The 26252-nt window shown below is 69.9% G+C and carries 26 protein-coding genes and 3 tRNA genes; 15 read left to right on the forward strand and 14 right to left on the reverse strand.

Annotated features, from left to right (window positions below):
* The 3 genes from E1267_RS21985 to E1267_RS21995 form a co-directional block, all read left to right on the forward strand.
* Positions 1-831: ACT domain-containing protein (locus E1267_RS21985; RefSeq protein WP_132334475.1), on the forward strand; the 831-nt coding region annotated here is incomplete at its 5' end.
* A gap of 546 nt (positions 832-1377) precedes the next feature.
* The gene (locus tag E1267_RS21990) at positions 1378-2415 is read left to right on the forward strand and encodes a 3-isopropylmalate dehydrogenase (RefSeq protein WP_132334476.1); all 1038 of its coding nucleotides are present in this window, start codon (positions 1378-1380) and stop codon (positions 2413-2415) included.
* A gap of 221 nt (positions 2416-2636) precedes the next feature.
* The gene (locus tag E1267_RS21995; protein ID WP_132334477.1) at positions 2637-3734 is read left to right on the forward strand and encodes a branched-chain amino acid aminotransferase; all 1098 of its coding nucleotides are present in this window, start codon (positions 2637-2639) and stop codon (positions 3732-3734) included.
* Positions 3735-3767: 33 nt separating this feature from the next.
* On the opposite strand, the gene E1267_RS22000 is transcribed toward E1267_RS21995, so the two are convergent.
* Positions 3768-4307: a Uma2 family endonuclease gene (locus E1267_RS22000; protein ID WP_132334478.1), complete on the reverse strand. Its 540-nt coding sequence runs from the start codon at positions 4305-4307 to the stop codon at positions 3768-3770.
* A 78-nt stretch (positions 4308-4385) separates the two neighbouring features.
* Positions 4386-5030 carry an O-methyltransferase gene (locus tag E1267_RS22005; protein WP_132334479.1) on the reverse strand — a complete coding sequence of 215 codons (645 nt, stop codon included), beginning with the start codon at positions 5028-5030 and terminating at the stop codon, positions 4386-4388.
* 57 nt (positions 5031-5087) lie between these two features.
* Between E1267_RS22005 and E1267_RS22010 the strand changes: the two genes are divergently transcribed.
* Together E1267_RS22010 and cimA are read left to right on the forward strand one after the other, a co-directional pair.
* The gene (locus tag E1267_RS22010) at positions 5088-5732 is read left to right on the forward strand and encodes a DsbA family protein (RefSeq protein ID WP_132334480.1); all 645 of its coding nucleotides are present in this window, start codon (positions 5088-5090) and stop codon (positions 5730-5732) included.
* Positions 5733-5963: 231 nt separating this feature from the next.
* A complete protein-coding gene (gene cimA / locus E1267_RS22015) occupies positions 5964-7541 on the forward strand; it encodes a citramalate synthase (RefSeq protein WP_132334481.1) in 1578 nt (525 codons plus the stop codon).
* A gap of 45 nt (positions 7542-7586) precedes the next feature.
* Here the strand turns inward: cimA and E1267_RS22020 are convergent, their stop codons facing one another.
* On the reverse strand, positions 7587-9233 hold the full coding sequence (locus E1267_RS22020) for a heparinase II/III domain-containing protein (protein ID WP_132334482.1): 1647 nt from the start codon (positions 9231-9233) through the stop codon (positions 7587-7589).
* A 182-nt stretch (positions 9234-9415) separates the two neighbouring features.
* On the opposite strand from E1267_RS22020, the gene E1267_RS22025 reads away from it, so the two are divergent.
* On the forward strand, positions 9416-10012 hold the full coding sequence (locus tag E1267_RS22025) for an HD domain-containing protein (protein ID WP_132334483.1): 597 nt from the start codon (positions 9416-9418) through the stop codon (positions 10010-10012).
* Between the two features lie 4 nt (positions 10013-10016).
* Here the strand turns inward: E1267_RS22025 and E1267_RS22030 are convergent, their stop codons facing one another.
* The 7 genes from E1267_RS22030 to E1267_RS22060 form a co-directional block, all read right to left on the reverse strand.
* Positions 10017-10346, reverse strand: a complete 330-nt coding sequence (locus tag E1267_RS22030) for an antibiotic biosynthesis monooxygenase family protein (protein WP_132334484.1) — start codon at positions 10344-10346, stop codon at positions 10017-10019.
* Between the two features lie 16 nt (positions 10347-10362).
* Complete coding sequence (locus tag E1267_RS22035; protein WP_132334485.1) at positions 10363-10938, reverse strand: hypothetical protein; 576 nt, start codon at positions 10936-10938, stop codon at positions 10363-10365.
* On the reverse strand, positions 10935-11468 hold the full coding sequence (locus tag E1267_RS22040) for a DUF6286 domain-containing protein (protein ID WP_132334486.1): 534 nt from the start codon (positions 11466-11468) through the stop codon (positions 10935-10937). The genes E1267_RS22035 and E1267_RS22040 overlap by 4 nt, the downstream gene beginning before the upstream one ends.
* A gap of 197 nt (positions 11469-11665) precedes the next feature.
* Positions 11666-12112 carry an Asp23/Gls24 family envelope stress response protein gene (locus E1267_RS22045; protein WP_132334487.1) on the reverse strand — a complete coding sequence of 149 codons (447 nt, stop codon included), beginning with the start codon at positions 12110-12112 and terminating at the stop codon, positions 11666-11668.
* Positions 12109-12297, reverse strand: coding sequence for a DUF2273 domain-containing protein (locus tag E1267_RS22050; protein WP_132334488.1), 189 nt, complete (start codon positions 12295-12297; stop codon positions 12109-12111). The genes E1267_RS22045 and E1267_RS22050 overlap by 4 nt, the downstream gene beginning before the upstream one ends.
* Positions 12294-12701, reverse strand: a complete 408-nt coding sequence (locus E1267_RS46540; RefSeq protein WP_246064122.1) for an Asp23/Gls24 family envelope stress response protein — start codon at positions 12699-12701, stop codon at positions 12294-12296. Before E1267_RS46540 ends, E1267_RS22050 begins: the two co-directional genes overlap by 4 nt.
* Before the next feature lie 29 nt (positions 12702-12730).
* The gene (locus E1267_RS22060; protein WP_132334489.1) at positions 12731-13216 is read right to left on the reverse strand and encodes an Asp23/Gls24 family envelope stress response protein; all 486 of its coding nucleotides are present in this window, start codon (positions 13214-13216) and stop codon (positions 12731-12733) included.
* 175 nt (positions 13217-13391) lie between these two features.
* Between E1267_RS22060 and E1267_RS22065 the strand changes: the two genes are divergently transcribed.
* Positions 13392-14168: a fumarylacetoacetate hydrolase family protein gene (locus E1267_RS22065; RefSeq protein ID WP_132334490.1), complete on the forward strand. Its 777-nt coding sequence runs from the start codon at positions 13392-13394 to the stop codon at positions 14166-14168.
* Positions 14169-14202: 34 nt separating this feature from the next.
* Entirely contained in the window at positions 14203-15534 is a 1332-nt protein-coding gene (gltX, locus tag E1267_RS22070) for a glutamate--tRNA ligase (protein WP_246064130.1), read from the forward strand.
* Between the two features lie 92 nt (positions 15535-15626).
* Here gltX and E1267_RS22075 read toward each other — a convergent pair whose 3' ends face one another.
* On the reverse strand, positions 15627-17597 hold the full coding sequence (locus E1267_RS22075; RefSeq protein ID WP_132334492.1) for a M3 family metallopeptidase: 1971 nt from the start codon (positions 17595-17597) through the stop codon (positions 15627-15629).
* 163 nt (positions 17598-17760) lie between these two features.
* Between E1267_RS22075 and E1267_RS22080 the strand changes: the two genes are divergently transcribed.
* A tRNA-Gln gene (locus E1267_RS22080) sits at positions 17761-17832 on the forward strand.
* A gap of 36 nt (positions 17833-17868) precedes the next feature.
* On the opposite strand, the gene E1267_RS22085 is transcribed toward E1267_RS22080, so the two are convergent.
* A complete protein-coding gene (locus tag E1267_RS22085) occupies positions 17869-18807 on the reverse strand; it encodes an alpha/beta hydrolase (RefSeq protein ID WP_246064124.1) in 939 nt (312 codons plus the stop codon).
* A 109-nt stretch (positions 18808-18916) separates the two neighbouring features.
* Between E1267_RS22085 and E1267_RS22090 the strand changes: the two genes are divergently transcribed.
* The 5 genes from E1267_RS22090 to E1267_RS22110 all read left to right on the forward strand — a co-directional run bounded on the left by E1267_RS22090 (position 18917) and on the right by E1267_RS22110 (position 21747).
* Positions 18917-20107, forward strand: coding sequence for a sensor histidine kinase (locus tag E1267_RS22090; RefSeq protein WP_132334493.1), 1191 nt, complete (start codon positions 18917-18919; stop codon positions 20105-20107).
* A 31-nt stretch (positions 20108-20138) separates the two neighbouring features.
* On the forward strand, positions 20139-20753 hold the full coding sequence (locus E1267_RS22095) for a response regulator (protein ID WP_132334494.1): 615 nt from the start codon (positions 20139-20141) through the stop codon (positions 20751-20753).
* Between the two features lie 163 nt (positions 20754-20916).
* The gene (locus tag E1267_RS22100; RefSeq protein ID WP_132334495.1) at positions 20917-21498 is read left to right on the forward strand and encodes a 6TM ABC transporter family protein; all 582 of its coding nucleotides are present in this window, start codon (positions 20917-20919) and stop codon (positions 21496-21498) included.
* A gap of 79 nt (positions 21499-21577) precedes the next feature.
* Positions 21578-21653 (forward strand) — tRNA-Glu (locus tag E1267_RS22105).
* A gap of 21 nt (positions 21654-21674) precedes the next feature.
* Positions 21675-21747: transfer RNA gene (locus tag E1267_RS22110), tRNA-Glu, on the forward strand.
* A gap of 420 nt (positions 21748-22167) precedes the next feature.
* On the opposite strand, the gene E1267_RS22115 is transcribed toward E1267_RS22110, so the two are convergent.
* Both E1267_RS22115 and E1267_RS22120 read right to left on the reverse strand, forming a co-directional pair.
* On the reverse strand, positions 22168-23877 hold the full coding sequence (locus tag E1267_RS22115) for a hypothetical protein (protein WP_132334496.1): 1710 nt from the start codon (positions 23875-23877) through the stop codon (positions 22168-22170).
* 58 nt (positions 23878-23935) lie between these two features.
* Positions 23936-24652, reverse strand: coding sequence for an IclR family transcriptional regulator (locus E1267_RS22120; protein ID WP_020543978.1), 717 nt, complete (start codon positions 24650-24652; stop codon positions 23936-23938).
* Between the two features lie 179 nt (positions 24653-24831).
* On the opposite strand from E1267_RS22120, the gene leuC reads away from it, so the two are divergent.
* A complete protein-coding gene (gene leuC, locus E1267_RS22125; protein ID WP_132334497.1) occupies positions 24832-26217 on the forward strand; it encodes a 3-isopropylmalate dehydratase large subunit in 1386 nt (461 codons plus the stop codon).
* Positions 26218-26252: the final 35 nt, after the last annotated feature.

The raw sequence follows: 26252 nt of genomic DNA on the forward strand, positions 1-26252 counted from the left end.
GGCCTCGACGTGTACGCCAAGGAGCCGTGCACCGACAGCCCGCTGTTCGAGCTCGACCAGGTCGTCGCCACGCCACACCTGGGCGCCTCCACGCACGAGGCCCAGGAGAAGGCCGGCACCCAGGTCGCGCGGAGCGTGAAGCTGGCGCTGGCGGGCGAGTTCGTGCCCGACGCCGTCAACGTCCAGGGCGGCGTCGTGGCCGAGGACGTCAAGCCCGGACTGCCGCTGGCCGAGAAGCTGGGCCGGGTGTTCACCGCGCTGGCCGGCGAGGTCGCCACCAAGCTCGACGTGGAGGTGCGCGGCGAGATCGCCGCCCAGGACGTACGCGTGATCGAGCTGGCCGCGCTGAAGGGCGTGTTCGCCGACGTGATCGAGGAGCAGGTCACCTACGTCAACGCGCCGCTGCTGGCCAAGGATCGCGGCATGACCGTCGAGCTGGTGACCAGCTCCGAGAGCCCCGACTGGCGCAACGTGGTGACCGTGCGGGGCGTGCTGGCCGACGGCCGTCACGTCTCGGTGTCGGGCACGCTCTCCGGCCCTCGCCAGATCACGAAGATCGTCGAGGTCAACGGCTACGAGATGGAGATCGAGCCGACGGCCCACCTGTCGTTCTTCACCTACACCGACCGTCCCGGCATCGTGGGCGTGGTGGGCCGCCTCCTCGGCGAGCACGGCATCAACATCGCCTCGATGCAGGTCGCCAGGTCCGTCAAGGGCGGCAAGGCGCTCATCGCGCTGACCGTCGACACCGCGATCCCGGCCGACGTGATCGAGCAGATCATCTCCGAGATCGGCGCGGAGAGCGGCCGCTCGGTCGACCTGGAGGACTGACGCCCTCCGCTCGTACGAGGCCGCCGTCCCGCTGGGGCGGCGGCCTTCCGTGTCTCAGCATGCAAGATAGTAGGACGTCCAACGAGACGGCTGAGGTACTGTGGCGGAGATGCGCCAGGTGCTCGTACTTATTACCTGCCGCGGCGGGGCCTGTTAGGGCAGGTCGACGACTCGCCGCGGTGAGTGGCGCTGCGTCGGCCGTTAAGACCCTTTCCTCCGGTCCGTCACCCCGGACCACGAGAGCAGACCCGCCCGGATTCGTGACCGGAGTCCGGCCTTTCATCGGAACGTTCCCGCGAAATGAGTTGAGTCACATGTACGAGATGTATGCCTGGAATGGTGCCGAGGAGCACGACGACGAGGCCGCCGAGGCCGTGCAGACCGCGCTGGACCGCAGGGACAACGGCGGCGTCCCGCAGGGTTCCACCCGCTGACGCCGGATGCGGCCCGGGGCACGACGTCCCCCGGTGTGCCCCAGGCCGTCGAACGTCCGTAGTCTGAGATGATGTGTTCGTCAGCCGAGACGAGCCGGTAAGGTGACCACCCATGGACTCGCGTAACATCCGCTTGGCCGTCATCCCGGGTGACGGCATCGGCACCGAGGTCGTGGCCGAGGGGCTCAAGGTCCTGGAGGCCGTGGGCACGAAGCTCGAGCCCACCCACTACGACCTGGGGGCGGCCCGCTATCACCGCACCGGTGAGACCCTGCCCGACGCGGTGCTGGAGGAGTTGCGCGGCTACGACGCGATTCTGCTCGGCGCGGTCGGCGACCCCAGCGTCCCGCCCGGCGTCCTCGAGCGTGACCTGCTGCTGCGGCTCCGCTTCGCCTTCGACCACTACGTCAACCTCCGCCCGGTCAAGCTGTTCCCCGGGGTGCCGACGCCGCTGGCCGGCTCGTCGGCCGACGACATCGACATGATCGTCGTCCGTGAGGGCACCGAGGGCCTCTACGCCGGCACCGGCGGCGTCATGCGGCGCGGCACGCCCCACGAGATCGCCACGCAGGAGTCGCTCAACACCGCCCACGGCGTCGAGCGCGTGGTGCGCTACGCGTTCGAGAAGGCGCGTTCACGGCCGCGCAAGAAGCTCACCCTGGTCCACAAGACCAACGTGCTCACCTACGCCGGCGACCTGTGGCAGCGCACGGTCGACCGCGTGGCCGGCGAATACCCCGAGGTCACCACCGACTACACCCACATCGACGCGGCCTCGATGTTCTTCGTGAGCCGGCCCGAGCGGTTCGACGTGGTCGTCACCGACAACCTGTTCGGCGACATCATCACCGACCTCGGCGCGGCCATCGCCGGCGGCATCGGCCTGGCGGCCAGCGGCAACATCAATCCCGAGCGCACCGCGCCCAGCATGTTCGAGCCGGTGCACGGCAGCGCCCCCGACATCGCCGGGCAGGGCAAGGCCGACCCGACCGCGACCATCCTGTCCGTCGCCATGCTCCTCGACCACCTCGGCCTGCACGCCGAGGCGGCCAGGGTCGAGCAGGCGGTCGCCGCCGACATCGCCGAGCGGCGGAGCGGCCGCAGCACCCACGAGATCGGTGACGACATCACCGCGCGAGTATCCGGCTAGGACCGCCTAGCCCGCGAGCGCCTGGCGATCCGACACGGACCGCCAGGCGCCTTTTTGCGTGCCGACGGCCCGACCACGCCATCGGCCGCTTGCCATCCCATATAGCGAGACAATAGGAAGTACGGGCTGCCCTTTGCGGGCGGCTCCGCTCGACACCGCACCTGCGGCCACCCCCGGCCGCCGGCACGTTTCGTAGATTCGCAGAGAGAAGGACCGCCGTCATGACCATCGCTCAGAAGCTCAGCTTCGACGTGCAGCTATCCGACCACGCTCGCACCGCGGCCGAGCGGGAGCAGGTACTGGCGAACCCCGGTTTCGGGCAGACCTTCACCGACCACATGATCTCGATCGACCACACCGAGGGCGAGGGCTGGCACGACGCCCGGCTCATGCCGTACGGGCCTCTCTCCCTCGACCCGGCCACGTCGGTCTTCCACTACGCCCAGGAGCTGTTCGAGGGGCTCAAGGCCTACCGGCAGGCCACGGGCTCGATCGTGACCTTCCGCCCGTACGCGAACGCGGGCCGCTTCAACCGTTCCGCGGCCCGCATGGCCATGCCCGAGCTGCCCGAGGAGACGTTCGTCGAATCGCTGGAGCTTCTCGTGCAGACCGACAGGGAGTGGGTGCCGACCACCGAGGGCCACAGCCTCTACCTGCGGCCCTTCATGATCGCCACGCAGGCGGGGCTCGGCGTCAACTACCCGTCCAAGTCCTACAAGTACATGGTCATCGCCTCTCCCGCGGCCTCCTACTTCACCGGCGGACTCAAGCCCGTCTCGGTCTGGCTCTCGACCGAGTACACCCGCGCCGCCCCCGGTGGCACCGGCTTCGCGAAGTGCGGCGGCAACTACGCGGCCGCGTTCGTGGCGCAGCGACAGGCGGTCGAGAACGGCTGCGACCAGGTGGTGTGGCTGGACGCCCACGAGCACAGGTACGTCGAGGAGATGGGCGGGATGAACCTGTTCTTCGTCCTCGGCGGCAAGCTCGTCACCCCCGCCCTGACCGGCACCCTGCTGCCCGGCATCACCCGCGACTCGATCCTGCAGCTGGCCGGCGACCTCGGCCTGGAGACCGAGGAGCGGCTCGTCTCGGTCGACGAGTGGCAGGCGGGCTGCGAGTCGGGCGAGATCACGGAGGTGTTCGCGTGCGGGACCGCGGCCGTGGTGACGCCGGTCGGCACCGTCAAGGGCGCCGACCGCTCCTGGACGGTGGCCGACGGCGCCCCGGGGCCCGTCACGCTGCGGGTGCGCGACGAGCTGGTGGGCATCCAGTACGGCTCCCGCCCCGACTCCCACCACTGGGTGCACAAGATCGTGTGACCGGATGAGCCCCCGGGCGACGCGCTCCCGGGGTCACATCAGCCGGGCCGTGTCGACGGCGAGCCCCCACGGCGCGGGCAGCGGCAGCGGCTCTCCCACGGCGACCACGACCTCCGTGGCGTAGCCGCCGCGCGAGGGGTCGCAGAAGAGCTTGACCGACCGCTGGAAGGGGTCGATCAGCAGGTAGAGCGGCACCCTCGCGGGGGCGTAGCCGCAGGGCTTGACGTAGTAGTCGTCGTAGCCGCTGCCCATCGAGACGACGTCGGCCAGCAGCAGCGTCGCGTCGCCGTGCACGGCGTGCTCCTCGTGCATCCTCGGCGAGGCCGGCACCACGGCCAGGTCGGGGACGTACCGGTCGGCGTGTTCGCCGAGGTGGACGGTGATGTTGGGCCAGATCTGCCAGCCCTGCCTGGCCGCCGTGCCGACCAGTTGCAGCAGCAGCCGGAAAAGGATCGTGTTGTGCTGCCAGGTGCCGGGCTCGTTCACCACGATGCGGTCCTGGACCGTCTCCACCCGGCACTCGGGAAACAAGTCGCGGGCCGTACGGAAACGTTCGTCGAGTGGCCTGACCATGCCGCCGTCCTCTTGTAGTCACGGGATGACCAAGCGTAAGGCCTGGCGCTCCCGCCGGGCGGCGATTCCGTGGTACGGCTATCTTTTCCTGATCATGGTCATCCCGTCCGCGACCGGCAGCATGTACACCGTCACCCGCGGGTCCTTGACCACCAGGTCGTTGAACCGGCGGATGTGCGCGGTCGTGGCCTCGTCATGCGCGGGGTCGGCGACGTGCCCCCGGCGCAGCGTGTTGTCCACGATGAGCAGCCCGCCGGGCCGCATGCGGCTGATGAGCAGCTCGTAGTAGCCGGGGTAGTTCTCCTTGTCGGCGTCGAGGAAGGCCAGGTCGATCGTCTCGTCGAAGGCGGCGAGCGTCTCCAGCGCGGGCCCGAGGGTGAGCGTCACCCGGTCGGCGACGCCGGCATCCCGCCAGTAGCGGCGGGCCATCGACGTCCATTCCTCGCTCACGTCGAAGCAGTGCAGCCGTCCGCCGGACAACCCGCGGGCGATGCACACCGACGAGTAGCCGGTGAACGTCCCCACCTCGACGGCCACCGTGGGCGCCACGATCTGAGTGATCATGGTGAGGAAGCCGCCCTGGTCGGGCGAGATCTGCTTCGCCGCGTCCTCGCCGGTCGCCTCGGCCGACTCCTTCTCCAGCCTCTCCAGCAGAGGATCGGGCGGCGTGCTGTGCTCGAATACGTATCGCGCGATGACAGGGTCAAGCAGGTATGCCTTCATGCGGCCATTGTTTCGGTTTCCGATAGGGTCTGCGCGATCAACGAGGTGGAGTGGCTGATGGTGAAACGGTTGGTGGCAGTGGCGGTCGCGTGCGCGGTGATCGCCGGTATCTCGGTGCTGGCCTTCGCCGAGCCGGGCGTGTCGTCCGGCGAGGTGCGGCTGACGCGGCAGGCGGACGGGTCGATGGTGCTGGCGGACCGGTCGAGCCAGGCGCCCGTGCTCGACGTGTACGAGGACTTCGACTGTCCCGTTTGCAAGAAGATGCACGACACCGTGGACGGCACGCTGCAGCGCCTGGCGCGGGAGGGCAAGGTGAAGATCGTCTTCCATTCGGTGACGGTCTTCGGGGACGAGCCCATGCGCTCCAACTCCGTCCGCGCCGCCGCGGCCGCACGCTGCGTCCCCGAGGAGAACTGGCTGGCCTTCAGGGACCAGCTGTACGCCATGCAGCCCGCGCCGCACGGTGTGGCCTCGGGCTTCACCGTCGAGGAACTGACCGCGGCGGCCAGGAAGACGGGGGCGGCGGTGGACGATTGCGTCACGTCGCAGGCGTACGCGCAGGCACACCTGGAGCAGACGGCGAAGGCGCGCATCCAGGGCACGCCGACCGTACTGCTCGACGGGCGGATGCTGGGCGACGAGGTGTTCGACCCGACCGCGCTCGAACGGGCCATCACCGGCGGCGACGGCGTCGTCGTGTGACCCTCCGGGCGCGACACGAGGTGTCCAGTCGGTGAGACCCGCGTGCCGGATGGTGAATGCGTATGGCAGACTGGTGAGCATCATGTTCTACGGTCTGCTCATTATCGGCAGGCGCGCTGGCTGACTAAGGACACCGCCAGCGCGCAGACCTCTCACGTCCGTGAGGGGTCTTTTTGTTTTCCGAGAAAGACCACATCCCAGCGCGAGCCTTCCGGAGAGAAGAGAACACCCATGGCCGACGACCGCTTCCACGTATACGACACGACGCTGCGTGACGGCGCGCAACAGGAGGGGCTCAACCTCACCGTCGCCGACAAGATCGCCGTCGCGCGGCACCTGGACGGCCTGGGCGTGGGCTTCATCGAAGGGGGCTGGCCGGGCGCCAACCCCAAGGACACAGAGTTCTTCAGGCAGGCTCGAACAGAGCTCGACCTGAAGCACGCGCAACTGGCCGCGTTCGGCGCGACCCGCCGGGCCGGTGTGAAGGCAGCCGACGACCCATTGGTAGCCGCTTTGCGCGAATCCGCCGCGCCGGTCGTGACCCTTGTCGCCAAGAGCCACGACCGGCACGTGGAGCTGGCCCTCCGCACGAGTCTCCAGGAGAACCTCGCGATGATCCGCGACACGGTCTCTCACCTTCGTGCGGAGGGACAGCGAGTCTTCCTCGACGCCGAGCACTTCTTCGACGGCTACACGTCCAATCCAGCCTACGCGCTGGAGGTCATCAGGACCGCCGCCGAGGCCGGGGCCGACGTCATCGCCCTGTGCGACACCAACGGCGGCATGCTCCCCGACGAGCTCGCCGAGATCGTCCACGACGCCGTCCAGACCGGCGCCCGCGTCGGCATCCACTGCCACGACGACACGGGCTGCGCCGTCGCCAACACCCTGGCCGCCGTCAAGGCCGGAGCCACCCACGTGCAGGGCTGCGCCAACGGCTACGGCGAACGCTCCGGCAACGCCAACCTCTTCACCGTCGTGGCCAACCTCCAGCTCAAACGCGGCTTCGACCTGGTGCCGCGGGGGGCGCTGGCCGACATGACCCGCATCGCCCACGCGATCACCGAGGTCACCAACGTCACGCCCAACTCCCACGCCCCCTACGTCGGCATGTCCGCCTTCGCCCACAAGGCCGGCCTGCACGCCAGCGCCATCAAGGTCGACCCCAACCTCTACCAGCACATCGACCCCGCCGCCGTCGGCAACGACATGCGCATGCTCGTCTCCGACATGGCGGGCCGGGCCTCGGTCGAGCTCAAGGGCAGGGAGCTCGGCTACGAGCTGACCCCCGACACCACCAAGACGCTCGTCGAGCGGGTCAAGGACCTCGAGTCCCAGGGCTTCACGTTCGAGGCCGCCGACGCCTCGTTCGAGCTGCTGCTGCGCGACACCCTGCACGGCTCGCGCAGGCGGCACTTCGAGGTCGAGTCCTGGCGCGTCATCGTCGAGCGCACGAAGGGCGGCGAACTGGTCAGCGAGGCCACCGTCAAGCTGTACGCCAAGGGCGAGCGCATCGTCGCCACCGGCGAGGGCAACGGCCCCGTCAACGCCCTCGACAAGGCGGTGCGCCTGGGCCTGGAGCAGCTCTACCCCGAGCTGGCGAAGCTGGAGCTGGTCGACTACAAGGTCCGCATCCTCGAAGGCACCCACGGCACCGACGCCATCACCCGGGTCCTCATCACCTCCAGCGACGAGACCTCCGAGTGGGCCACGGTCGGGGTGGCGGAGAACATCATCGACGCCTCGTGGCAGGCGCTGGAGCAGGCGGTGACGTACGGCCTGCTCCGCGCGGGCAGGGAGGTCTCCTGACGGCCTGACGGGCGCAGGGGGCCGCGAAGCCCCCTGCGCGAGTCGCTAGAACAGGTCCGAGCGGAACGACACGCCCTCGACCGTGACCTTCCCGCCGGAACACGACACCTTCGGCGAGTCGGTGCCCGGCACGATCACCGTCAGCAGCGACTTCGCCGACGGCGACACGACGACGTTCGTGCGCTTCTTCGACAGGTACGTCGGCGACACCCAGCCCAGCTTGCCGCCACGCTGCACCTTCTGCCCGCCGACGCGGCCGCACGACGACAACTGCAGCAGCGTGACCTTGAAGTCGCCGTCGCCCAGCACCACCTTGCCGCCGCCCTTCGACACCAGCTTCAGCGACGGGTCGAAACGCCACACGTTCCTGACCTTCTTGCCGCCGGAGGCGGTGTCCAGCACCGCCATCAGGTCGTCGCCGTGGTTCACGAGCACCGACCTGGTGCGGCTCGTGCCGTACGCCTTGTCGGTCAGCCTGAACGCCTGGCGGTCCTTGCCGTACGACGTCTTGACGAGCTTGCTCGGCGTGCGCGGCCGGAACTTGCCGCCGACCACCGTGGGCACGTTGTGCGCCTCGGGGGAGAGCGTCCAGTAGCGGTAGGCGGTCTTCTCGTACGAGTGGAAGCCGCCGTCCACCAGGATGTCGCGCCCCTTCGCGTAGTACGTCACGCCCAGGTGGTCCTCGTGGCCGTGGAACTTCATGCCCGGCCCGAACCGGATCGAGTAGTAGGCCGACTCCCGTTCGCCCCAGGCCGTGCGGCCGAACACGTACCCGGCGCGGTAGGTCCGCACCTCCTGCTTCGGCGTCCCCGCGTCCATCTTCGGCTCGGTGTCGGCGCTGCCGTCGCCGATGGGGACCATGTAGCCGTTGGGCATGGTCGAGTGGGCGATGAAGTCCTTCAGCGCCTCTGCCCGCCGGGTGATCTCACCGGGCACCTTGCGCTTGCACTCCTTCATGCCGGTCATCGCGACCTGCAGCCTGCCGTACACATAGACGGCGTAGCGAGGGGCCTGCTCCATGAGCGCGCCCTGGCCGTCGACGTCGAGCTTCACGGTGCCGGTCAGCCGGCGGGAGGCCAGGTTCGCCCAGTCCGTACGGCCGTACCTGCAGCCGATGCCCAGGAGCGCGATGTCCTGGTCGATGCCGTGGTTGTGGCCCTTCTTGTACAGCCGGGGGTCCGACAGGAGCTTGGCGTGCTCGGCCAGGCTGTCCTTCAGCCAGCCGGCGTTGACGTGCCGGCTGAGGCAGAGCAGCGGCTGCGTGCGCAGGGAGACCGGGTGGTCCTTCCACACGTACAGTTTCGTGCCGCGCGCCCCTCGTTTGTTCCTGGCCACCCAGTCCTTGGTGATCTCGGTGGCACGATCCAGGTAGTGCCGCTCGCCGCTGTTCTCGTACTCGACGACCAGTGTCCCCATCCAGCGCAGCGACTGGAACACGTACTCCCACGAACGGTTCCCGTACGGGCTGGCCGACCAGTTGATCTTCTTGCCGATCTTGTACGGCGGCAGGCCGACCAGCGAGATCTCACCTTTCATGACGTCGCCGGCCGTGGGGGAGCCGGGCAGCCAGTCGCCTTGACACTCCGCCGTGCGGGCCACTTTGCCGGCGCTGGAGTCGGCTCCGGAGTAGGCCCCGGAGTAGGCCCAGGAGTAGGCGCGGGCGGGGCCGGTTAACCCGTTGAGAGTGAGCATGAGGGCAAGAGGTAACGCAAACCGGCGCACGCCAGTTCCTTCCGGGACAGAACAACGAGGGCGGCACATGCTTTCGCTCCCGCGATCACCGGGTCAAGCCGAGTGTCCGATTCGTTAGCCGCTCGATGTGGCGCCGGTGCCCCGGCTGGCGAGCCGGCCCCGGAGGAGGGGATGCTGGTGCCGTGAGAATCGACGACCTGACGATCCCCGATACGCCCGCCTGCCGCGGCGCGCTCGAAGTGGCCACCCGCTACCACACGCCCTCGCTGCTCAACCACTCGATCCGGGCCTACCTGTTCGCCGCCGCCTACGGGCAGGCGCACTCCGTCGCCTTCGACGCCGAGCTGCTGTACGTCGCGGCCATGCTGCACGACATCGGCCTGGTCGCCGAGTACGACAGCCACACGGTGCCGTACGAGGAGGCGGGCGGGCACGTCGCCTGGGCCTTCTGCGCCGGAGCCGGCTGGTCGCCGGAGCGCAGGGAACGCGCGGCCGAGGTGATCATCCGGCACATGTGGGCCGAGGTGCCGGTGGAGGACGACCCCGAGGGCCATCTGCTGGAGCTCTCGACCGGCATGGACATCTCGGGCAGGCGTACCGACGAGATCCCCGAAGGGGTGCGCGCCGAGGCGCTGGAGCGCCATCCGCGGCTGGAGATCGCCAAGGAGTTCAGCGCGTGCATCGCCGACCAGGGCGCGCGCAAGCCGTCGAGCTTCGCCGGCGGGTTCGTGCGTGACGGCATCGTCGACCGCATCGCGCGCAACCCGCTCGACGCCTGAGCGCTCAGCCCTTGGGGCCGGCGCTCTCCGCCACCTCGAACGACCACACTTCCGAGCCGGTCGCCGCGGGGCCCTGGCCGTGGCCGTGACCCTGCGCCGCCTGGGCGTGCCCGCGCTGGAACGCCTGGCCCTGCTGCCAGTTCTGGAAGTCCTCCTCGCTGCGCCAGCGGGTGTAGACGAGGTAACGTTCGGTGCCCTCCACCGGCCTGAGCAGCTCGAACCACTCGAACCCGTCGGCCGACTCCACCATCCCGGCCCGCTTCGAGAACCGTTGCTCCAGCTCGGCGCGCATGTCGGCGGGCACGGTCAGCACGTTGATCTTCACGACGGACACCACAGAACCCCTCTCGTCAGCGCACCACCCGGTGCGGCGAAGGTGAGGGCTCAAGGCTAACGCGGGCGATCGCCGGCACCTGATCCCGCTCCAGCGCGTCGCGTACGTGCCGCAGCACGACCGTGGACAGGTGCCGGCTGAGCTCGTGCAGCGGGGCCGACTCGTCGGCGACCACGCGCAGCCGTACGGAGGGGCCGCCACGCCCGTCCACGACGTCGGCGTGGGCGCTCAGCACGGCCGGGCTCGACGCGACGTCGTCGGCCACCGCCTGCGCCATCCCGGCGGGCGACACCTCGGTCAGCCCGGTCGGCCCCGACTCGACGCGCAGGGGGCCGCGCGGCTCCGCGCGCGCCTGCGCGAGCAGCCACCACAGCGCCACCAGCGCGACGGCGAGCGCCACGAGCGCCACCACCCACCAGATCCACGGGCTGGTACGCAGGAAGAAGTCGCGCACGCCGCCGTCCACGACCGGCTCGCCGGCCGGGCCGAACACGCCCAGGCCACGGGCCAGCGCGAGAGCGCCCAGCGCCGTCAGCACCAGCCCCACCAGTGCCAGCCCCCACCGGTTGCCCCGGCCGATCCTCTCGCTCACCTGGTCTCCTTGACGTTCACGACCACCCGGTACGGCTCCACGGGCTCCATCGCCGCGAGCCGGGTCAGCACGGCGTCGCGCACCTCCGTACCGAAGCGTTCCTTGTCCCACCCGGACGTGGCCGCCGTGACGACGACCGTGCTCCCGCGCATCCTGGCGCGCGCCCCGTGCACGCCCGGCACCTCCTCGGCGGCATGCGCGAGGGCCCTTGCGACGGTCCTGGTCCGCAACCCGATGATCAGCCCGGGGTCGCCGCTGCGCACGGGCACCATGCCCGGCCGCCCCGGCACCAGCGCCGCGGCCAGCAGCGCCAGTCCGAGCAGCGTCACCACGGCCGAGGCGAGCAGGAACAGCGGGTTCGACCACAACGTCGCCGACGCCCACGCGAGCATCCCGTCGTAGGGCACCAGGCGCAGCGGGCGGCCGACCAGCCCGGAGATCGTCTCGGCGGCGACGAGCAGACTGAGGAGCATGAGCAGGAGGCCGGCCACGACGGCGGGGATCCTGCGCCGGGGACGGAACGCCCGCACCGCCGCCCTGTCGGTGGCCCTCTCAGTGGCCCTGTCAGTGGCCCTGTCAGTGGCCCTGTCAGTGGCCCTGCCGGCCGGGCGGGCCCTCCGCGACGGCTCGGCCCGGTGCGCACCTCCCTCGTCATCGGGAGGTACGGTGCACATCTCCTGCGTGCTCATCCCGGTTCACCGCCCAGGTCCGTCGTTGTGCGTGGTCCTCATCGGGGCCCACCGTCGAGGTCGGTCACGATCACGTCGAGGCGGGTGACCTCCAGCCCGGTCTGGTCGGCGACGCGGCGGCGCAGGTGCTCACGCAGCCGGGCGGCCACGGCGCGCAGCGGAGCGGGATAGGCGACGACGACGTGCAGCCGGATGGTGGCTCTGCCGCCCCGAACCTCGGCGCCCGACGAACGGCCCGGAGCCATGCCGCCGGACGTACGGCCCCACGGCCTCGTCGCCGCCCCCGGTGAGCGGCTCCACGGCGCGGTCCTGACCCGTACCTCGTGTACCTCGGGAAGCTCCTCCGCCGCGACACACGCGATCTTGAGCACCACCTGGTCGGCCACCTCGGTACGGCCCCGCCCTTCCGGCGGTGGCTGCGGAGGACGGCGCTGCGCGGGCACCGCCACGGTGGCCGCGCCCTCGGCCGGCGAGACGTCGGTCATCTCCGCCTCGTGGACAGGCTCGACAGGTTCACCTCGCCCGTCTCGACGACCCGCCCGACGACGAAGCCGGCCGCGCCCAGCACGAGGACGAGCAGGAACGCGGTCAGCCCGCCGAACGCCGCCGTGAGACCGAGGATGATGCCGACGGCCAGGCCGATCAGTGTCGGCCAGTGGGCGTTGTTCATGGCTCCTCCATGATGTCGTCGATACGCACGTTGACCCGGCGGTCGCCCGCCAGGTCCGTCACGGCCCGCCGTACGTCGTCGGCGGTCTCCGGCAGAGGGCGGTCCATCCTGGCGACGACGGCGATCTCCACCTGGCGGTCGTTCACCGACACACCCAGGAGCCGCTCGCCCGGCATGTACGTGGCCACCGTCCCGAACGGTCCCCCGGACAGCCCGACCACCCCAGGACACGCCCGCACCCGCTCCGCGATCATCCGCGCCTCGCCGTCCCCCGTGCCAGGGCCGGCCGGGTTCCCGCGTCCGGGCTCGGCGTCGGCCGCGTCCTTGCGTCCGGGCTCGGCGTCGGCCGGGCCCTTGCGCCCCGGTCCGGCGTCGGCCGGGTCACCGGCGCCGGACGTGGTCACGGAGCCCGGTCTTTCGTCCTCTGGGGTGGTCATTGGACCCTGGGTTCCTGCTCCGCGTCCCGTTGGTCGCCCGTGTCCCGGTCCTTGCCCCGCTCCTGGCCGGGCAGGTGTACGTCGTCGACGCGGATGTTGACCTCGGTCACCTCCAGTCCGCACATCCGTTCGATCGCCGCGATGACGTTGCGCCGTACGGCCGCGGCCAGGTCGGGGATCGCGGTGCCGTACTCGGCCACCAGGTCCATGTCCACGGCGGCCTGCCGCTCGCCCACCTCGACCGACACGCCCTGGGAGACGCTCGCGTCCCCGCCGACGATCCCCTTCATGCTGCCGAGGGCTCGCGCCGTGCCCGCCCCCATGGCGTGCACGCCGGACACCTCGCGTGCCGCGAGACCCGCGATCTTGGCGACCACTCCGTCGTTGATGCTCGTGGTGCCCTTGTCGGTGACCAGCGAGGTGGCCGGGCCGCCCTCGGACGTTCGTGCCCGTGGCACCGCGCCCGTCTCTGTGTTGGACATCGTGTCCATCTCGTCACCCTCCGATGTGTCGCTATTAGGGGCAGCTAACCCGCAGCACACGACGGATACCCGTCAAAACGGACTTTTGGGGTATTCGACGGCGAATCCTGGCCTCTGTCTGGTGGCGGAGGCGCAGATGGGCGGACTCCTCCGACGGCGGCGATAGCCTTGTCGAGTGCGTATAGCGAGGTTCTCCACAGGCGAAGGCGTGTCGTTCGGCGTGGTCGAAGGCGGTCCGGGCGAGGAGTTCGTCTCCATGGTCGCCGGTCACCCGTTCGGCCAGGTGCAGTTCACCGGCGAGCGGTTCCCCCTGTCCCAGGTGAAGCTGCTGTCCCCGATGCTGCCGAGCAAGGTGGTCGCCATCGGCAGAAACTACGCCGAGCACGCGTCCGAGCTGGGCAACGAGGTGCCCGACGAGCCGCTCATCTTCATGAAGCCGTCCACCTCCGTGATCGGCCACGGCGAGGACATCGCCTACCCGACGACGCTGTCCGACCGCGTCGACTACGAAGGCGAGCTGGCCGTGGTGATCGGCAGGCTCTGCCGCGAGGTGCCGGTCGAGCGGGTCAAGGACGTCGTCTTCGGTTACACGTGCGCCAACGACGTCACCGCCCGCGACCTGCAGAAGAAGGACGTGCAGTTCACCAGGGCCAAAAGCTTCGACACGTTCTGCCCGCTCGGGCCGTGGATCCAGACCGACCTCGACGCGAGCGACCTCGCGCTGACGACCTCGGTCAACGGCGAGATCCGGCAGAGCGGGCGCACCAGCCAGCTCATCCACGACATCCCGGCGCTGGTGGCCTACGTCAGCGCGGTCATGACCCTGATCCCCGGCGACATCATCCTGACCGGCACCCCGGCGGGCGTCGGCCCGCTCGAGATCGGCGACGAGGTCAGCGTCGGCATCGAAGGCATCGGCACACTCACGAACAAGGTGGTCTCCCGTGACTGACGTACGGGTGCGGTTCGCCCCTTCTCCTACCGGCATGTTCCACGTGGGCAGCGCCCGGGCCGCGCTGTTCAACTGGGCGGTCGCCGAACGCGCCCAGGGGCGGTTCATCCTGCGCATCGAGGACACCGACGCCTCCCGCAACCGGCCCGAGTGGACCGAGGGCATCATCGCGGCGCTCGACTGGATCGGCATCAACGGCACCAACCCGGTGTTCGAGGGCCCCTACTTCCAGTCGGCCAACGAGCCGCAGCACCGCGAGGCGGTGGCCAAGCTGCTGGCCGACGGCAAGGCCTACCACTGCGACTGCACCCGCGAGCAGGTCCAGGAGCGCACGGGCTCCAAGGACAAGGGTTACGACGGCCACTGCCGCGAGCGCGGGCTCACCGCCGGCGCGGTCCGCTTCCGCACCCCCGACGAGGGTGTCACGGTCGTCGACGACCTCGTCAGGGGCAGGGTCGAGTTCCCCAACAAGGCCCAGGAAGACTTCGTGATCGCGCGCAGCGACGGCTCGCCCCTCTACGTGCTGGCCAACGCCGTCGACGACATCACGCAGGCCATCACCCACGTCGCCCGCGGCGAGGAGCACCTGCCCAACGCGGCCAGGCAGGAACTGCTGTGGCCCGCGCTCGGCGCGACCACGCCCGTCTGGGCGCACCTGCCGGTCATCGTCAACGAGCAGCGCAAGAAGCTCTCGAAGCGTCGCGACAAGGTGGCCCTTGAGGACTACCGCCGTGAGGGCTACCTCGCCGAGGCCATGGTCAACTACCTCATGCTGCTCGGCTGGGGCCCGGGAGACGATCGCGAGATCATGCCGTGGACGGAGATGGCGCAGCTGTTCCGGCTGGAGGACGTCAACCCGTCCAACGCGTTCTTCGACGAGAAGAAGTTGCGGGCGTTCAACGGCGAATACATCCGCGCGCTGCCGCTGGAGGTCTTCGAGGAGCGCTGTGAGCCCTTCCTCGACCCGTCGTGGGATCGCGAGCTGTTCAGCAAGGTCGCCGCGCTGGCGCAGACTCGCATCGCGGTGTTGTCGGAGATCCGGCAGAACGTCGACTTCCTCTTTCTCGAAGAGCCGGTCTTCGATCAGGCGTCCTGGGACAAGGCGATGAAGAACTCCCCGCTGGAGATCCTCACCGGCTACCTCGACCGCATCGAGTCGGTCAACTGGGACCCCGAGTCGCTGAAGCAGGCGCTGGAGGAGGTGGGCACGGCCCAGGGGCTCAAGCTGGGCAAGGCCCAGGCCCCCGTGCGGGTGGCGGTCACGGGCCGTACGGTGGGTCTGCCGCTGTTCGAGTCGATCGAGGTGCTCGGCCGTGAGCGCACCCAGGAGCGTCTGCGCGCCGCGCTGGCCCGCCTGCGAGGCTGATCGCCCGGTGTCGAGCCCTGGCGGAACGGCCGCGGAGCCGCGGCCAGTGCGCAGTGGGCCGCCGAGACGGTCAGGCCCACTGCGCTCCTCGGCTAGGCCAGCCCGCGGCGGACGAGCAGCGGCTGGATGCTCGGCTCGCGGCCCCGGAAGTTGCGGAACGCGGTCAGCGGGTCGATGCTCCCGCCCCTGGAGAGCAGCTCGCGGCGGAAGTGGTCACCGTTCGCCCTGGTGAGCCCGCCGTTCTCCTTGAACCACTCGACGCTTTCCGCGTCGAGCACCTCGCTCCAGATGTAGGAGTAGTAACCGGCGCTGTAGCCGCCGGCGAAGATGTGCGCGAAGTAGTTCGTACGGTAGCGCGGCCTGATCTGCGGCATGGCGATCCGGGCGGCCTCCAGGGCGGCGGCCTCGAACGCCCCGGGGTCGTCGACCGTCTCTCCCGGCGCCAGCTTGTGCCACGCCCAGTCGAGCAGCGTGGCGGCCAGGTATTCGACGGTCTTGAAGCCCTGGTTGAACGTGGACGCGGCCGTCAGCTTCTCCACCAGCTCCGCGGGCATGGGCTCGCCCGTCTCATGGTGCTTGGCGTAGTTGGCCAGGATCTCGGGCCAGGTCACCCACATCTCGTTGACCTGCGACGGATATTCCACGAAGTCGCGGGGCACGCTCGTGCCGGACACCCGCGGGAAGCGCACCTGGGAGAACAGCCCGTGCAGCGCGTGACCGAACTCGTGGAAGGCCGTGTTGACCTCGTCGTACGTCAGCAGCGTCGGCCCGGAGGCGGGCTTCGTGACGTTGAGGTTGTTCATGACCACGGGGAGCAGCCCGAACAGGAACGACTGGTCGACCAGGTTGTTCATCCACGCGCCGCCGCGCTTGCCCGCTCTCGCGTACGGGTCGAGCACGAACAACCCCAGCCGGCTCCTGTCCTCGTCGAACACCTCGAAGACGGTGACGTCGGGGTGGTACCCGCTCAGGTCGGGCCGCTCGGTGAAGGTGATCCCGTACAGCTTGCCCGCGGCGAAGAAGATGCCGTCGCGGTATACCCGGTCGAGCTCGAAGTAGGGCCGCATCGCGGCGCCGTCGAAGTCGTAGCGGGCCTGGCGGACCTTCTCCGCGTAGTAGGACCAGTCCCACGGCTCGATCGGGAACCCGGCCTGCTCGGCCAGCGCCTCCGCCTCCTTGCGCGCGTTGCGCACGGCGGGGCCGACGAGCTGGCCGAGCATCTCCTCGACCGCCTCGACCGTCTTGGCGGTCTGGTCGGCCACGGTGTAGGCGGCGTGGTTCGGGAAGCCGAGCAGCGCCGCCCGCTCGGCGCGCAGCACCGCCATCCTGGCGGCCCGGTCGAAGTTGCCCGGCGCCCGGCCCACGCTCAGCTCGTAGAGTCTGCGGCGTACGTCACGGTTGGTGAGCTGGGCGAGGCCCGGCTGGTTGGTGAAGTTCAGCAGCGGCAGGGCGTACGTGCCGTCGTCCTTGCGCAGAGAGTCGACCTTGGCCTCGTCGAGGCCGTCGAGCTCCTTGCGGTCCGTCACGGCCAGCGCCGACTCGGTCGTCGCCTTCATCAGGCTCTGCGCGAACTCCGTGCTGAGCTTCGACAGCTCCTCGTTGAGCTCGCGCAGCCGGTCCTGCTGGCTCTCCGACAGGTCGGCGCCGGCCCTGATGAAGTCGTCGCGGTACTTCTCCAGCAGCCAGGACTCCTCCGGGTCGTCCGTGGAGACCTGCTTGATGCGCGCCCACAACGCCCGGTTGAGCCGGATGGCGTCGCCGTGTCTGGTCAGCTGGGGGGAGATCTGCTTCTCGATCTCCATGATGGCGTCGGTCGAGTTGGAGGACGCGATGCTGGAGAAGGCTGTGGCCGCACGGGTGAGAATCTGCCCCGATCGTTCGAGTGCGGCGATCGTGTTGTCGAAGGTGGGCGGCTCTGGGTTCTCGGCTATCGCGTCGACCTCGGCCAGCTGCTCGGCCATGCCGCGCTCGAAAGCGGGCACGTAGTGCTCCTCGCGGATGTCCGCGAACGGCGGCAGCTGGTAGGGCAGATCACTAGGGGCGAAGAACGGATTCTCGGCCAACGCTCGGGCTCCTCCACGTGGTGTTTTGTCCCCTTCAGCTTGGCATGACCGGGCAGGCGCCGCAGGCGGCGGAGGGCGGGTTGGCCGTTCGTTTTGGTCTTACCCCTCTGCCTGGGCTATTCTTTCGGACATCGCCGAAGCGAGCCCGAGAGGGTCCGCCCGGTGGGGTATGGTGTAATTGGCAGCACGACTGATTCTGGTTCAGTTAGTCTAGGTTCGAGTCCTGGTACCCCAGCATTTGACGGACGCCTCCCGGTGAGGCGTCCCTTTTTTATTTCGCCAGCCGGTGCAGAATTTCCGTGATCTGCTGATACGCCTTCGTGGTCGGCGCGTGCGAGGTGTCGACAGTGAACACCTTGAACTTGTTCTTCGGCGTCGCGGCGTCCGCCTCCCTGATCATGCGGTCCTGCAGCGCGATCGGGATCACCCGGTCCCGCGCGTGCCTGATGTACACCCGCGGCACGCGTCCCCACTTGTCCTTGCGCCCCCGTCCGTCGGCGTACGACACCTGCATCGACTCGTCGGGCAGCAACGAGTTCAGCAAGGCGAGGAACTCGCCGTCGCTCGCTTCGGCCATGTAGGCCTCCTTGACGCCGTCCAGGAACTTCTTGTCGTTCGAGCGCCAGTTGACGCGGATCGCCTTGATCACGCGGGGGTCGGCGATCAGGCCCGCCACCAGGTTGCCCGACAGGCTCGGCTTGCCCTCCGGAGTCTCCAGATACTCGGCCGGCGACTTCAGAGCGGTGCAGCAGTAGGCCGTGTCGTAGACGAGCCGGTCGATCAGGTCGGGCACCTCGTCGGCCGCCTTCGTGATCGTCGCGCCGCCCAAGCTCCCGCCGACCAGGATCACGGGACCGTACCGGGAGACCCTGCGGACGGTGTTCACCGTCGCTTCGACGTAGTCGTCCAGCGTCACGCCCGCGACCGGCGACGGCATCGTGGCCAGCTTGTTGAGGTCCTGCGGCGTCTGGTACGCGCGGCTGAACTGCTCGGCGGGGCCGTGCCCGGGCAGGCTCACGCCCACGGAACGGTGACCGCGCATCGCCAGCTCGTCATCGCCGCTGGCCGTGCCGTTCGCGCCGGTCACGAAGACAAACGTGGTCACCTCCTTGCGCCTGGGCGCGATCGAGGCGGAGGCCGTCGCGGTGGCGGCACTCGTGCCCGCGACCGCGGCGAACTGGAACATCTTTCGTCTGCTCGGTCTGTTCATGGAAACGATGCTCCCGGGAAGTGCCGGGCCCGCACATCGCCCGCCAGGCTCGACGTGCGGTCGATGCCTGGCATCCACCGATCGGTGGATGCCATGCCAGGCTTGACCCATGAGCCGGCTCGACGGGCGCGAACGCTGGGTGTATCTGGCGCTCGCCTACGCACTGCTCGCGATCTCCGCGATCGCGGCCGCCGTCATGGGCGGCGACACCCCCACCCCGGCGTGGATGCCCGGGTGGCCCGTCCTCGTGCCGGCCGTCGCCGTGTGGCTGGCGCCGATCGCCTGGCTCCACTCCCGACGCGACACGCACCGCGTGCTCGTCGTGGGCCACTACCTGATGCTCATCGCCCTCGCCGGAGCGCTCACCGCCGAGCACACGGCCTTCATGCTGTTCGCCTCGGCCGGCTACCCGCTGGCCATCGGGATGTTGCCGGCCCGGCTGGTCATGCTGGGCGTGACGGTGACAGCCGTGGTCAGCGTGGCCGCCCAGTCGAGTCCCGGCGCTCGCGGTTCCCTGCTGAGCGTGATCGCCGCCGTGGCTTTGCCGCTGGCCATCGCCGGCTGGTACGTGTCCGCCGAGCACGACAAACGCCGCCGCCTGGTCGAACGGCTGCGCGCCGCCATGGAGGAGAACGCCGACCTGAACGCCCGCCTGCTCGACCAGGCCAGGAGCGCGGGCGTGCTGGACGAGCGGCACCGCATGGCCGGCGAGATCCACGACACGGTCGCCCAGGACCTCGTCGCGCTGATCGGCCGGCTCCACGCCGCCGCGCGCGTGTCCGACGGCCCGGCCCGCCGCCACCTCGACCAGGCCGCCGAACTGGCCCGCCGCAGCCTGTCCGAGGCCCGCAGGTCCGTACGCGCGCTGCGGCCAGAGCCGCTGGAGGACGCCCGGCTGCCCGAGGCCGTCGACCGCATGGCCCGGTCCTGGTCCGAGTCGTCCGGCGCCGGCCTCGCCCTGGAGGTCACCGGCACCCCGGTCGCCCTGGCCGACGACGTGGAGGCGGCGCTGTTCCGCGTCGCCCAGGAGGCGCTGGCCAACGTCGCCAAGCACGCACGCGCCACCAGGACGGCCCTCACGCTCTCCTACACCGACGAATCCGTGCTTCTCGACATCCGGGACGACGGAGCCGGCTTCGACCCGCAGAAGCCCGCTGAAGGGTTCGGGCTGGACGGCATGCGCCAGCGGGTGCGCCGCGTGGGCGGCACCCTGGCCATCGAATCCGAACCCGGTCAGGGCACGGCCGTCGCCGTGTCCGTGCCCGCCATCCCTCCCGCGGGGCAGGATGATCCACATTGACGGCGGACGACCACCTTCCGGAGGAAACCCGATGCTCCTGAGGCTGCTGATAGCCGACGACCATCCCATCGTGCGCGACGGCCTGCGCTCGGCCCTCGGCGGCGAGCCCGACATGGAGGTCGTCGGCGAGGCGTCCGACGGGGCACAGGCCGTGCGCCTGGCCGCCGAACTGCGGCCGAACGTCGTCCTCATGGACCTGCGCATGCCCGGCATGGACGGCGTCAGCGCCATCCGCGAGCTCGCCGGCACCGGGCCGCGGGTGCTGGTGCTCACGACGTTCGACACCGACGTCCTGCCCGCCATGGAAGCAGGGGCCAGCGGCTACCTGCTCAAGGACGCCCCGCCCGAGGAACTGGCGCGGGCCGTCCGCGCCACCCACGCGGGCGAGACCGTGCTCGCGCCCTCCGCGGCCGGACGCCTGGCCAACGACCTGCGCAGGCCCACCCGGGGCAAACTCAGCAAACGCGAACTCGAGGTGCTGCGGCTGGTGGCCGGGGGAGCGACGAACAAGGGGGCGGCGGCCGCCCTGTTCATCAGCGAGGCCAGCGTCAAGACCCATCTGCTGCACGTCTACGCCAAACTCGACGTCCGCGACCGCGCCTCCGCCGTCGCCGAGGCCTACCGCCGCGGCCTCCTCAACGACTGACCGTCGGTGAGCGACGTCACGGTGGGGCGGTGCGCGCGACGGCGGATTCCGTGCCCGGCCAGCGCGTCGATCAGTCGTTGACCCGCGGACGCGACAGCCCTGCCGGCGATGATGAGGCCGGACCATGAATCAACCAACACGCCTTGGTAACGTCGTCCGACTTATGGAGGAATTTCGGATTAAGGCGGGAAGTTTTCCCCGCTTCGTCACCCCGTTCATCGCGCTCCTCATTCTCTTCTTCGTCGTCATCCTTCTGCTCGGGGCGATCTTCACCGGCAGCACCGCGCTCGGCGCCGTCATCGGCCTGCTGGCCACCGGCGCGCTGCTCGCCGTCCTCGCCGCCAAACACCGCCGTATGAGCTCCGGCACCGTCGTCCGCTTCACCGAGGAAGGCGTGGAACTGACCGACTCGCTCGGCTTCCGCGTGCACCTCCGCTGGCCCGACATCACCAGGATCGACGTCGTCGACACCCAGCTCGCCAATCCGAGAAGAGTCGGCAGGCCGGGTGGGGTGCGGGTGCGCGCCCAGGCGCTGCGCTCGGTGGGCCTCATCGGCTGGGGCCTGCGCACGGTGCCGCCCCGCATCCCCGGCTGGATGCGCGACCGGCTGGCCCGCGTCCCCGTCGACCCGGCGACCGGCCGTCCCGAGGTGACCATCCCGCTCGGCGAGTTCGACCCGCTGTGGCAGCGCGGCCGGATGGGCGACTGGGTCCGCCACCACAGACCCGATCTGATGGGCCGGTAAGTGGTTTGGTTGTGGTCTCCGGGGTGCGGTAGAGTTACGCGCGTCGCCGGGGAAGCCCGGCACATCAGCTTGTGGACAGGGTCCCGTCGTCTAGTGGCCCAGGACGCCGCCCTCTCAAGGCGGTAGCGCCGGTTCGAATCCGGTCGGGACTACCACTGTCACCACAAGCTCACGAAGGTCCCGTCGTCTAGTGGCCCAGGACGCCGCCCTCTCAAGGCGGTAGCGCCGGTTCGAATCCGGTCGGGACTACGTCTACACCAACTCCGGAGCCCCAGGCCCGGAGTTTCTCATTCCCACCGGTCACCGCCCTTCTCATGCGAGAGTCTGCCGCCGGTCGCCGACTTCCTTGCACCGGATTCTTCACCGGTTGACGACTCTCACGCGATCGCCCACAGCGCGCACGTCACGGCGCCCGGCCCCGTGAACCCCAGGAGCGTTTCCCTGGACGGGGCCGGCCACGGGTGGCGGGTGGGGGCGTCCGCCGCCGGCGTAAAGGCTGGGACCGCCCAGCCACGCACGGCGCCGCAGCCCGGTCGGCGCCAGGCGTGCCGGAGCGACGTCTGGCGCAGCAGCCGATCGTGCCGCCAGGTGTGCGCCGCACCGAGCGGCTCACACCAAGCGGATCACACAACGCCGTTCAGAACGTGCTGATCAATTGGGAGCGGGCGGTTACAGGCTGCGTGCTTTGAACAGGGCGCGCCGGGCGGTCTTGGCGACCTGTTTGTCGGGATGCACCTGGGAGATGAGATCCAGCAGTTCCTCCACATGCGCGTGCGGAATCTTCCAGATCACCTCCAGCAGGTTGCTGACCATGTCGGGCCCTATGTCCTGCAGGCTGCTGACGAACTCCGACCTCCCCAGCCCGGCGGAGATCGTCCACATGTCGAGGATGAGCCAGTGCGTGTCGTCCTGTGTCGGCTCGGGCGCGCCCTCGATTGCGAGCTGGCTGAGATGGGTGGCCGCGTACGGCCTCAGCGTGGGCTGCTTGAGCGCCTCCTGCCAGGCCGGGATGGCGGCCTCGCCGAGGGTGCCGACCACGCTGGCGGCCTGCACCCTGATCAGGGCGTCGCTTTCGTCCTCGCCTGCCGCCTCCAGCAGCTCTTCGGCCGCTCTGCCGGGCTCGCGTAGCCGCATCCAGGCGGCGAACTCGGCGTCGGCCTCTTCTTCCGGCAGTTCGGCGCTGAGCGCGAGCAGTTCGTGGGCGCTCATGGACTCGATCGCCGGCCGGGCGTCGACCTCGATGTCGGCGTCGTCGACGAGGTGGACGACCCCTTCGGTGCCGAGCGGCGTGAGTCTGATCGTCTTGCCGTCGAGCTCGACCATGCCGTAGCCGATCAGCCAGTCGATCGGGGGCGCCAGCGGGTCGCCCGCCGCCTCCCACGCGTCCGAGCCGAGCTCGTCGAGGTCGGCGGCGGCCTCGGCCAGGTCCTGGCTCAGGTCGTCGAGGTCGCGTGAGCCGCCGGCGAGCAGCAGCCTGACCAGCAGGCCGCGGGTCAGGCCCGCCAGCGCCATGGTGAGATCGTCGTCGTCGAGCTCCGGGTCGCCGTAGTCGACGGAGTGCAGCCCGAGCATCCAGGCGTCGAGCACGTCCTCGTCGTCGTCGAACGGCCACTCGGACGTGTCGTCCTGGACCGTCACCGTGCTGGCGTCGCCCGGTTCGAGGAACTCCAGGTCGACGGCGAGGTTCCAGATGTTCCACAGGTAGGGGACGGCTTCGGCGACGGGGCCGTCGGTCTCCGGCCTGGGCAGCCCGACGGCGGCCAGCGCCTCCTCCACCTCGGCGTCGCTGAGCAGGGTGTCCTCGCCCACGCGGCGGCCGGAACCCACCCACACGGCCAGGTCGCGGGCCTTGGCGATGAGCGGCGCCTCGCGGGCGGCCGCGGCCAGCTCGGAGTCGGGCCGCAGCCTGATCGTGTCGAGTTCGGCCAGCTCGTCGGCGAAGGCCTCGAAGTCGCCGAGGTCGCCGGTCTCCTCCTCGTCCTCCTCGCCGTCGGCGTCGTCGATCAGCTCCTCCATCAGGTCGACGAACTCGTCTTCGACGTCGTCGAGTTCGGCCTGCAGATCGGCGAGGGAGTCGGAGCCCTTGGCGAGCCTGCCGGTCTGGGAGAGGAACGTGAGGTACGCGTCCACGGCGGGGAGCATCCCGTCGGCGGCGGCGTCGGGATCCTCCACGACCTTGGGCATGCGGTCGAGCAGCAGGTTACGCAGGTCGGCACGCTTCCACGTGCCGAGGTCCTGCGAGAAGGCGAGACGGTGCCAGAGTGCGGCAGGCCCCACGAGCTCGGGGTCGCTTCCGGGCGCGTTCGCACGCGCCCACATGATGAACTCTTCGAGCAGGGGTCGCAGCTCAGTGGCGGCTACCTCGATGCGATCTGTCACGCACTCAGGCTAGTGTGCTCACGAGGCTGTCGGCCCCGGAAATACCTGGTTTCGCCGATCATGACGTGCGGCGCATCGCCTCGGTGATGCGTTCGGCCGCCGCCATGACGGGCACCGCGTGCAACCGTCCGGGGGCTCGCGTGAGCCGCTCGATGGGCCCGGAGACCGACACGGCCGCGATCACCTTGCCGCCGCTGCCCCTTATGGGGGCGGAGACGCTGGCCACTCCCTGCTCCCGCTCGCCGACGCTGTGGGCCCAGCCTCTGCGGCGCACGGACGCGAGCGTGGCGGCGGTGAACTTGGCGCCGCGCAGCCCGCGGTGCAGCCGGTCGGGCTCTTCCCAGGCGAGCAGGATCTGCGCCGCCGAGCCCGCCGTCATGGGCAGCGCCGAACCCACGGGAACCGTGTCGCGCAGGCCGCTGGCCCGTTCCGCCGCCGCGACGCAGACACGTTCGTCTCCTTGGCGGCGGTAGAGTTGCGCGCTCTCCCCGGTCAGATCTCTGAGCTGCATCAGTACGGGGGAGGCCACCGCCAGCAGCCGGTCCTCGCCGGCCGCGGTGGACAACTCGGACAGCCGTGGACCGAGCACGAAACGGCCCTGCGTGTCGCGGCTCACGATGCGGTGGTGCTCAAGTGCGACGGCCAGCCGATGGGCCGTGGGGCGGGCCAGACCGGTGGCCTGGACGAGCTGCGCCAGTGAAGCGGGTCCCGCTTCGAGGGCATTGAGTACAAGAACTGCCTTGTCGAGTACTCCGACTCCGCTAGAGTTGTCCATAGGACGATACTGCCGTCTCGACATATGAGAAGGCAAGTCACGAAGGTTCTCCCGCGAGGGACCGCCGATCTCTGAACCGAGAGCGCAGGGAACGGGGCGACCGCAGCGACGAGGGAAGAGACCGGGTCCGAGCGACTGAGCCGCGATGCGTCGCATCGCTCTAAGCAGGAGGAGATCACATGGGCCGCACACTGGCCGAGAAGGTCTGGGAGCAGCACGTCGTCAGGCGCGCCGACGGCGAGCCCGACCTGCTCTACATCGACCTGCACCTCATCCACGAGGTGACGAGCCCGCAGGCGTTCGACGGGCTCCGTCTCGCCGGCCGGAAGGTGCGGCGTCCCGATCTCACGATCGCCACCGAGGACCACAACGTGCCGACGGTGCTCGGCCCGATCGCCGACCCGGTGTCCAAGAAGCAGGTCGAGACGCTGCGCAAGAACGCCGCGGAGTTCGGCGTCAGGCTCCACCCGATGGGCGACGCCGGTCAGGGCGTGGTGCACATCATCGGCCCGCAGTTCGGCCTGACGCAGCCGGGCATGACGATCGTCTGCGGCGACTCCCACACCTCGACGCACGGCGCGTTCGGCGGCATCGCGTTCGGCATCGGCACCTCCGAGGTCGAGCACGTGCTGGCCACCCAGACGCTGCCCGCCTACCGGCCGAAGACGATGGCCATCGAGGTCTCGGGCGAGCTGCCCCCCGGCGTCACCGCCAAGGACCTGATCCTGGCCATCATCTCCAAGATCGGCACCGGCGGCGGCCAGGGCTACATCGTCGAATACCGCGGCGAGGCGGTGCGCAAGCTCTCCATGGAGGGCCGCATGACGGTGTGCAACATGTCGATCGAGGCGGGCGCCCGCGCCGGCATGATCGCCCCGGACGAGACCACGTTCGCCTACCTCAAGGGCCGCCCGCACGCGCCGCAGGGCGAGGCGTGGGACCAGGCCGTCGCACACTGGAAGTCGCTGCGCACCGACGACGACGCCGTGTTCGACAAGGTCGTGGAGATCGACGCCTCGATGCTGACCCCCTACGTCACGTGGGGCACCAACCCCGGCCAGGGGCTGCCGCTCGCCGAGTCCGTGCCGAGCCCCGACTCCTTCGACGACCCGGTCGCCCGCTCGGCCGCCGAACGCGCGCTCGACTACATGGGCCTGCGCGCGGGCACGCCGCTGCGCGAGATCGAGGTCGACACGGTGTTCGTCGGCTCGTGCACCAACGGCCGCATCGAGGACCTGCGCTCGGCCGCCGAGATCCTGCGCGGCCGCCAGGTGAGAACCCGCACGCTCATCGTCCCCGGCTCGATGCAGGTCAAGGTGCAGGCCGAGGAGGAGGGCCTGCACGAGGTGTTCAAGGCCGCGGGCGCCGAGTGGCGCGAGGCCGGCTGCTCGATGTGCCTCGGCATGAACCCCGACACGCTGAAGCCCGGCGAGCGCAGCGCCTCGACCTCCAACCGCAACTTCGAAGGCCGCCAGGGCAAGGGCGGCCGCACCCACCTGGTGTCGCCCCAGGTCGCCGCCGCGACCGCGGTGACCGGCCGCCTCACCGCTCCGGCCGACCTCTGACGCCGGGCGTCCCGCTCGGACCTCCAGCCCTGTAG

The organism is Nonomuraea longispora (assembly GCF_004348345.1).
GTDB classification, from domain to species: Bacteria; Actinomycetota; Actinomycetes; order Streptosporangiales; family Streptosporangiaceae; genus Nonomuraea; species Nonomuraea longispora.

Bases quoted from the DNA above. Each gene is read 5' to 3' on its own strand.
- E1267_RS22085 (WP_246064124.1), bottom strand. From the start codon at position 18,807: ATGAACAGACCGAGCAGACGAAAGATGTTCCAGTTCGCCGCGGTCGCG.
- E1267_RS22020 (WP_132334482.1), bottom strand. From the start codon at position 9,233: ATGCTCACTCTCAACGGGTTAACCGGCCCCGCCCGCGCCTACTCCTGG.
- E1267_RS22095 (WP_132334494.1), top strand. From the start codon at position 20,139: ATGCTCCTGAGGCTGCTGATAGCCGACGACCATCCCATCGTGCGCGAC.
- E1267_RS22010 (WP_132334480.1), top strand. From the start codon at position 5,088: ATGGTGAAACGGTTGGTGGCAGTGGCGGTCGCGTGCGCGGTGATCGCC.
- cimA (WP_132334481.1), top strand. From the start codon at position 5,964: ATGGCCGACGACCGCTTCCACGTATACGACACGACGCTGCGTGACGGC.
- E1267_RS22120 (WP_020543978.1), bottom strand. From the start codon at position 24,652: ATGGACAACTCTAGCGGAGTCGGAGTACTCGACAAGGCAGTTCTTGTA.
- E1267_RS22100 (WP_132334495.1), top strand. From the start codon at position 20,917: ATGGAGGAATTTCGGATTAAGGCGGGAAGTTTTCCCCGCTTCGTCACC.
- E1267_RS21990 (WP_132334476.1), top strand. From the start codon at position 1,378: ATGGACTCGCGTAACATCCGCTTGGCCGTCATCCCGGGTGACGGCATC.
- E1267_RS21995 (WP_132334477.1), top strand. From the start codon at position 2,637: ATGACCATCGCTCAGAAGCTCAGCTTCGACGTGCAGCTATCCGACCAC.
- E1267_RS22045 (WP_132334487.1), bottom strand. From the start codon at position 12,112: ATGACCGACGTCTCGCCGGCCGAGGGCGCGGCCACCGTGGCGGTGCCC.
- E1267_RS22060 (WP_132334489.1), bottom strand. From the start codon at position 13,216: ATGTCCAACACAGAGACGGGCGCGGTGCCACGGGCACGAACGTCCGAG.
- E1267_RS22005 (WP_132334479.1), bottom strand. From the start codon at position 5,030: ATGAAGGCATACCTGCTTGACCCTGTCATCGCGCGATACGTATTCGAG.
- gltX (WP_246064130.1), top strand. From the start codon at position 14,203: ATGTTCCACGTGGGCAGCGCCCGGGCCGCGCTGTTCAACTGGGCGGTC.
- E1267_RS22090 (WP_132334493.1), top strand. From the start codon at position 18,917: ATGAGCCGGCTCGACGGGCGCGAACGCTGGGTGTATCTGGCGCTCGCC.
- leuC (WP_132334497.1), top strand. From the start codon at position 24,832: ATGGGCCGCACACTGGCCGAGAAGGTCTGGGAGCAGCACGTCGTCAGG.
- E1267_RS22050 (WP_132334488.1), bottom strand. From the start codon at position 12,297: ATGAACAACGCCCACTGGCCGACACTGATCGGCCTGGCCGTCGGCATC.
- E1267_RS22000 (WP_132334478.1), bottom strand. From the start codon at position 4,307: ATGGTCAGGCCACTCGACGAACGTTTCCGTACGGCCCGCGACTTGTTT.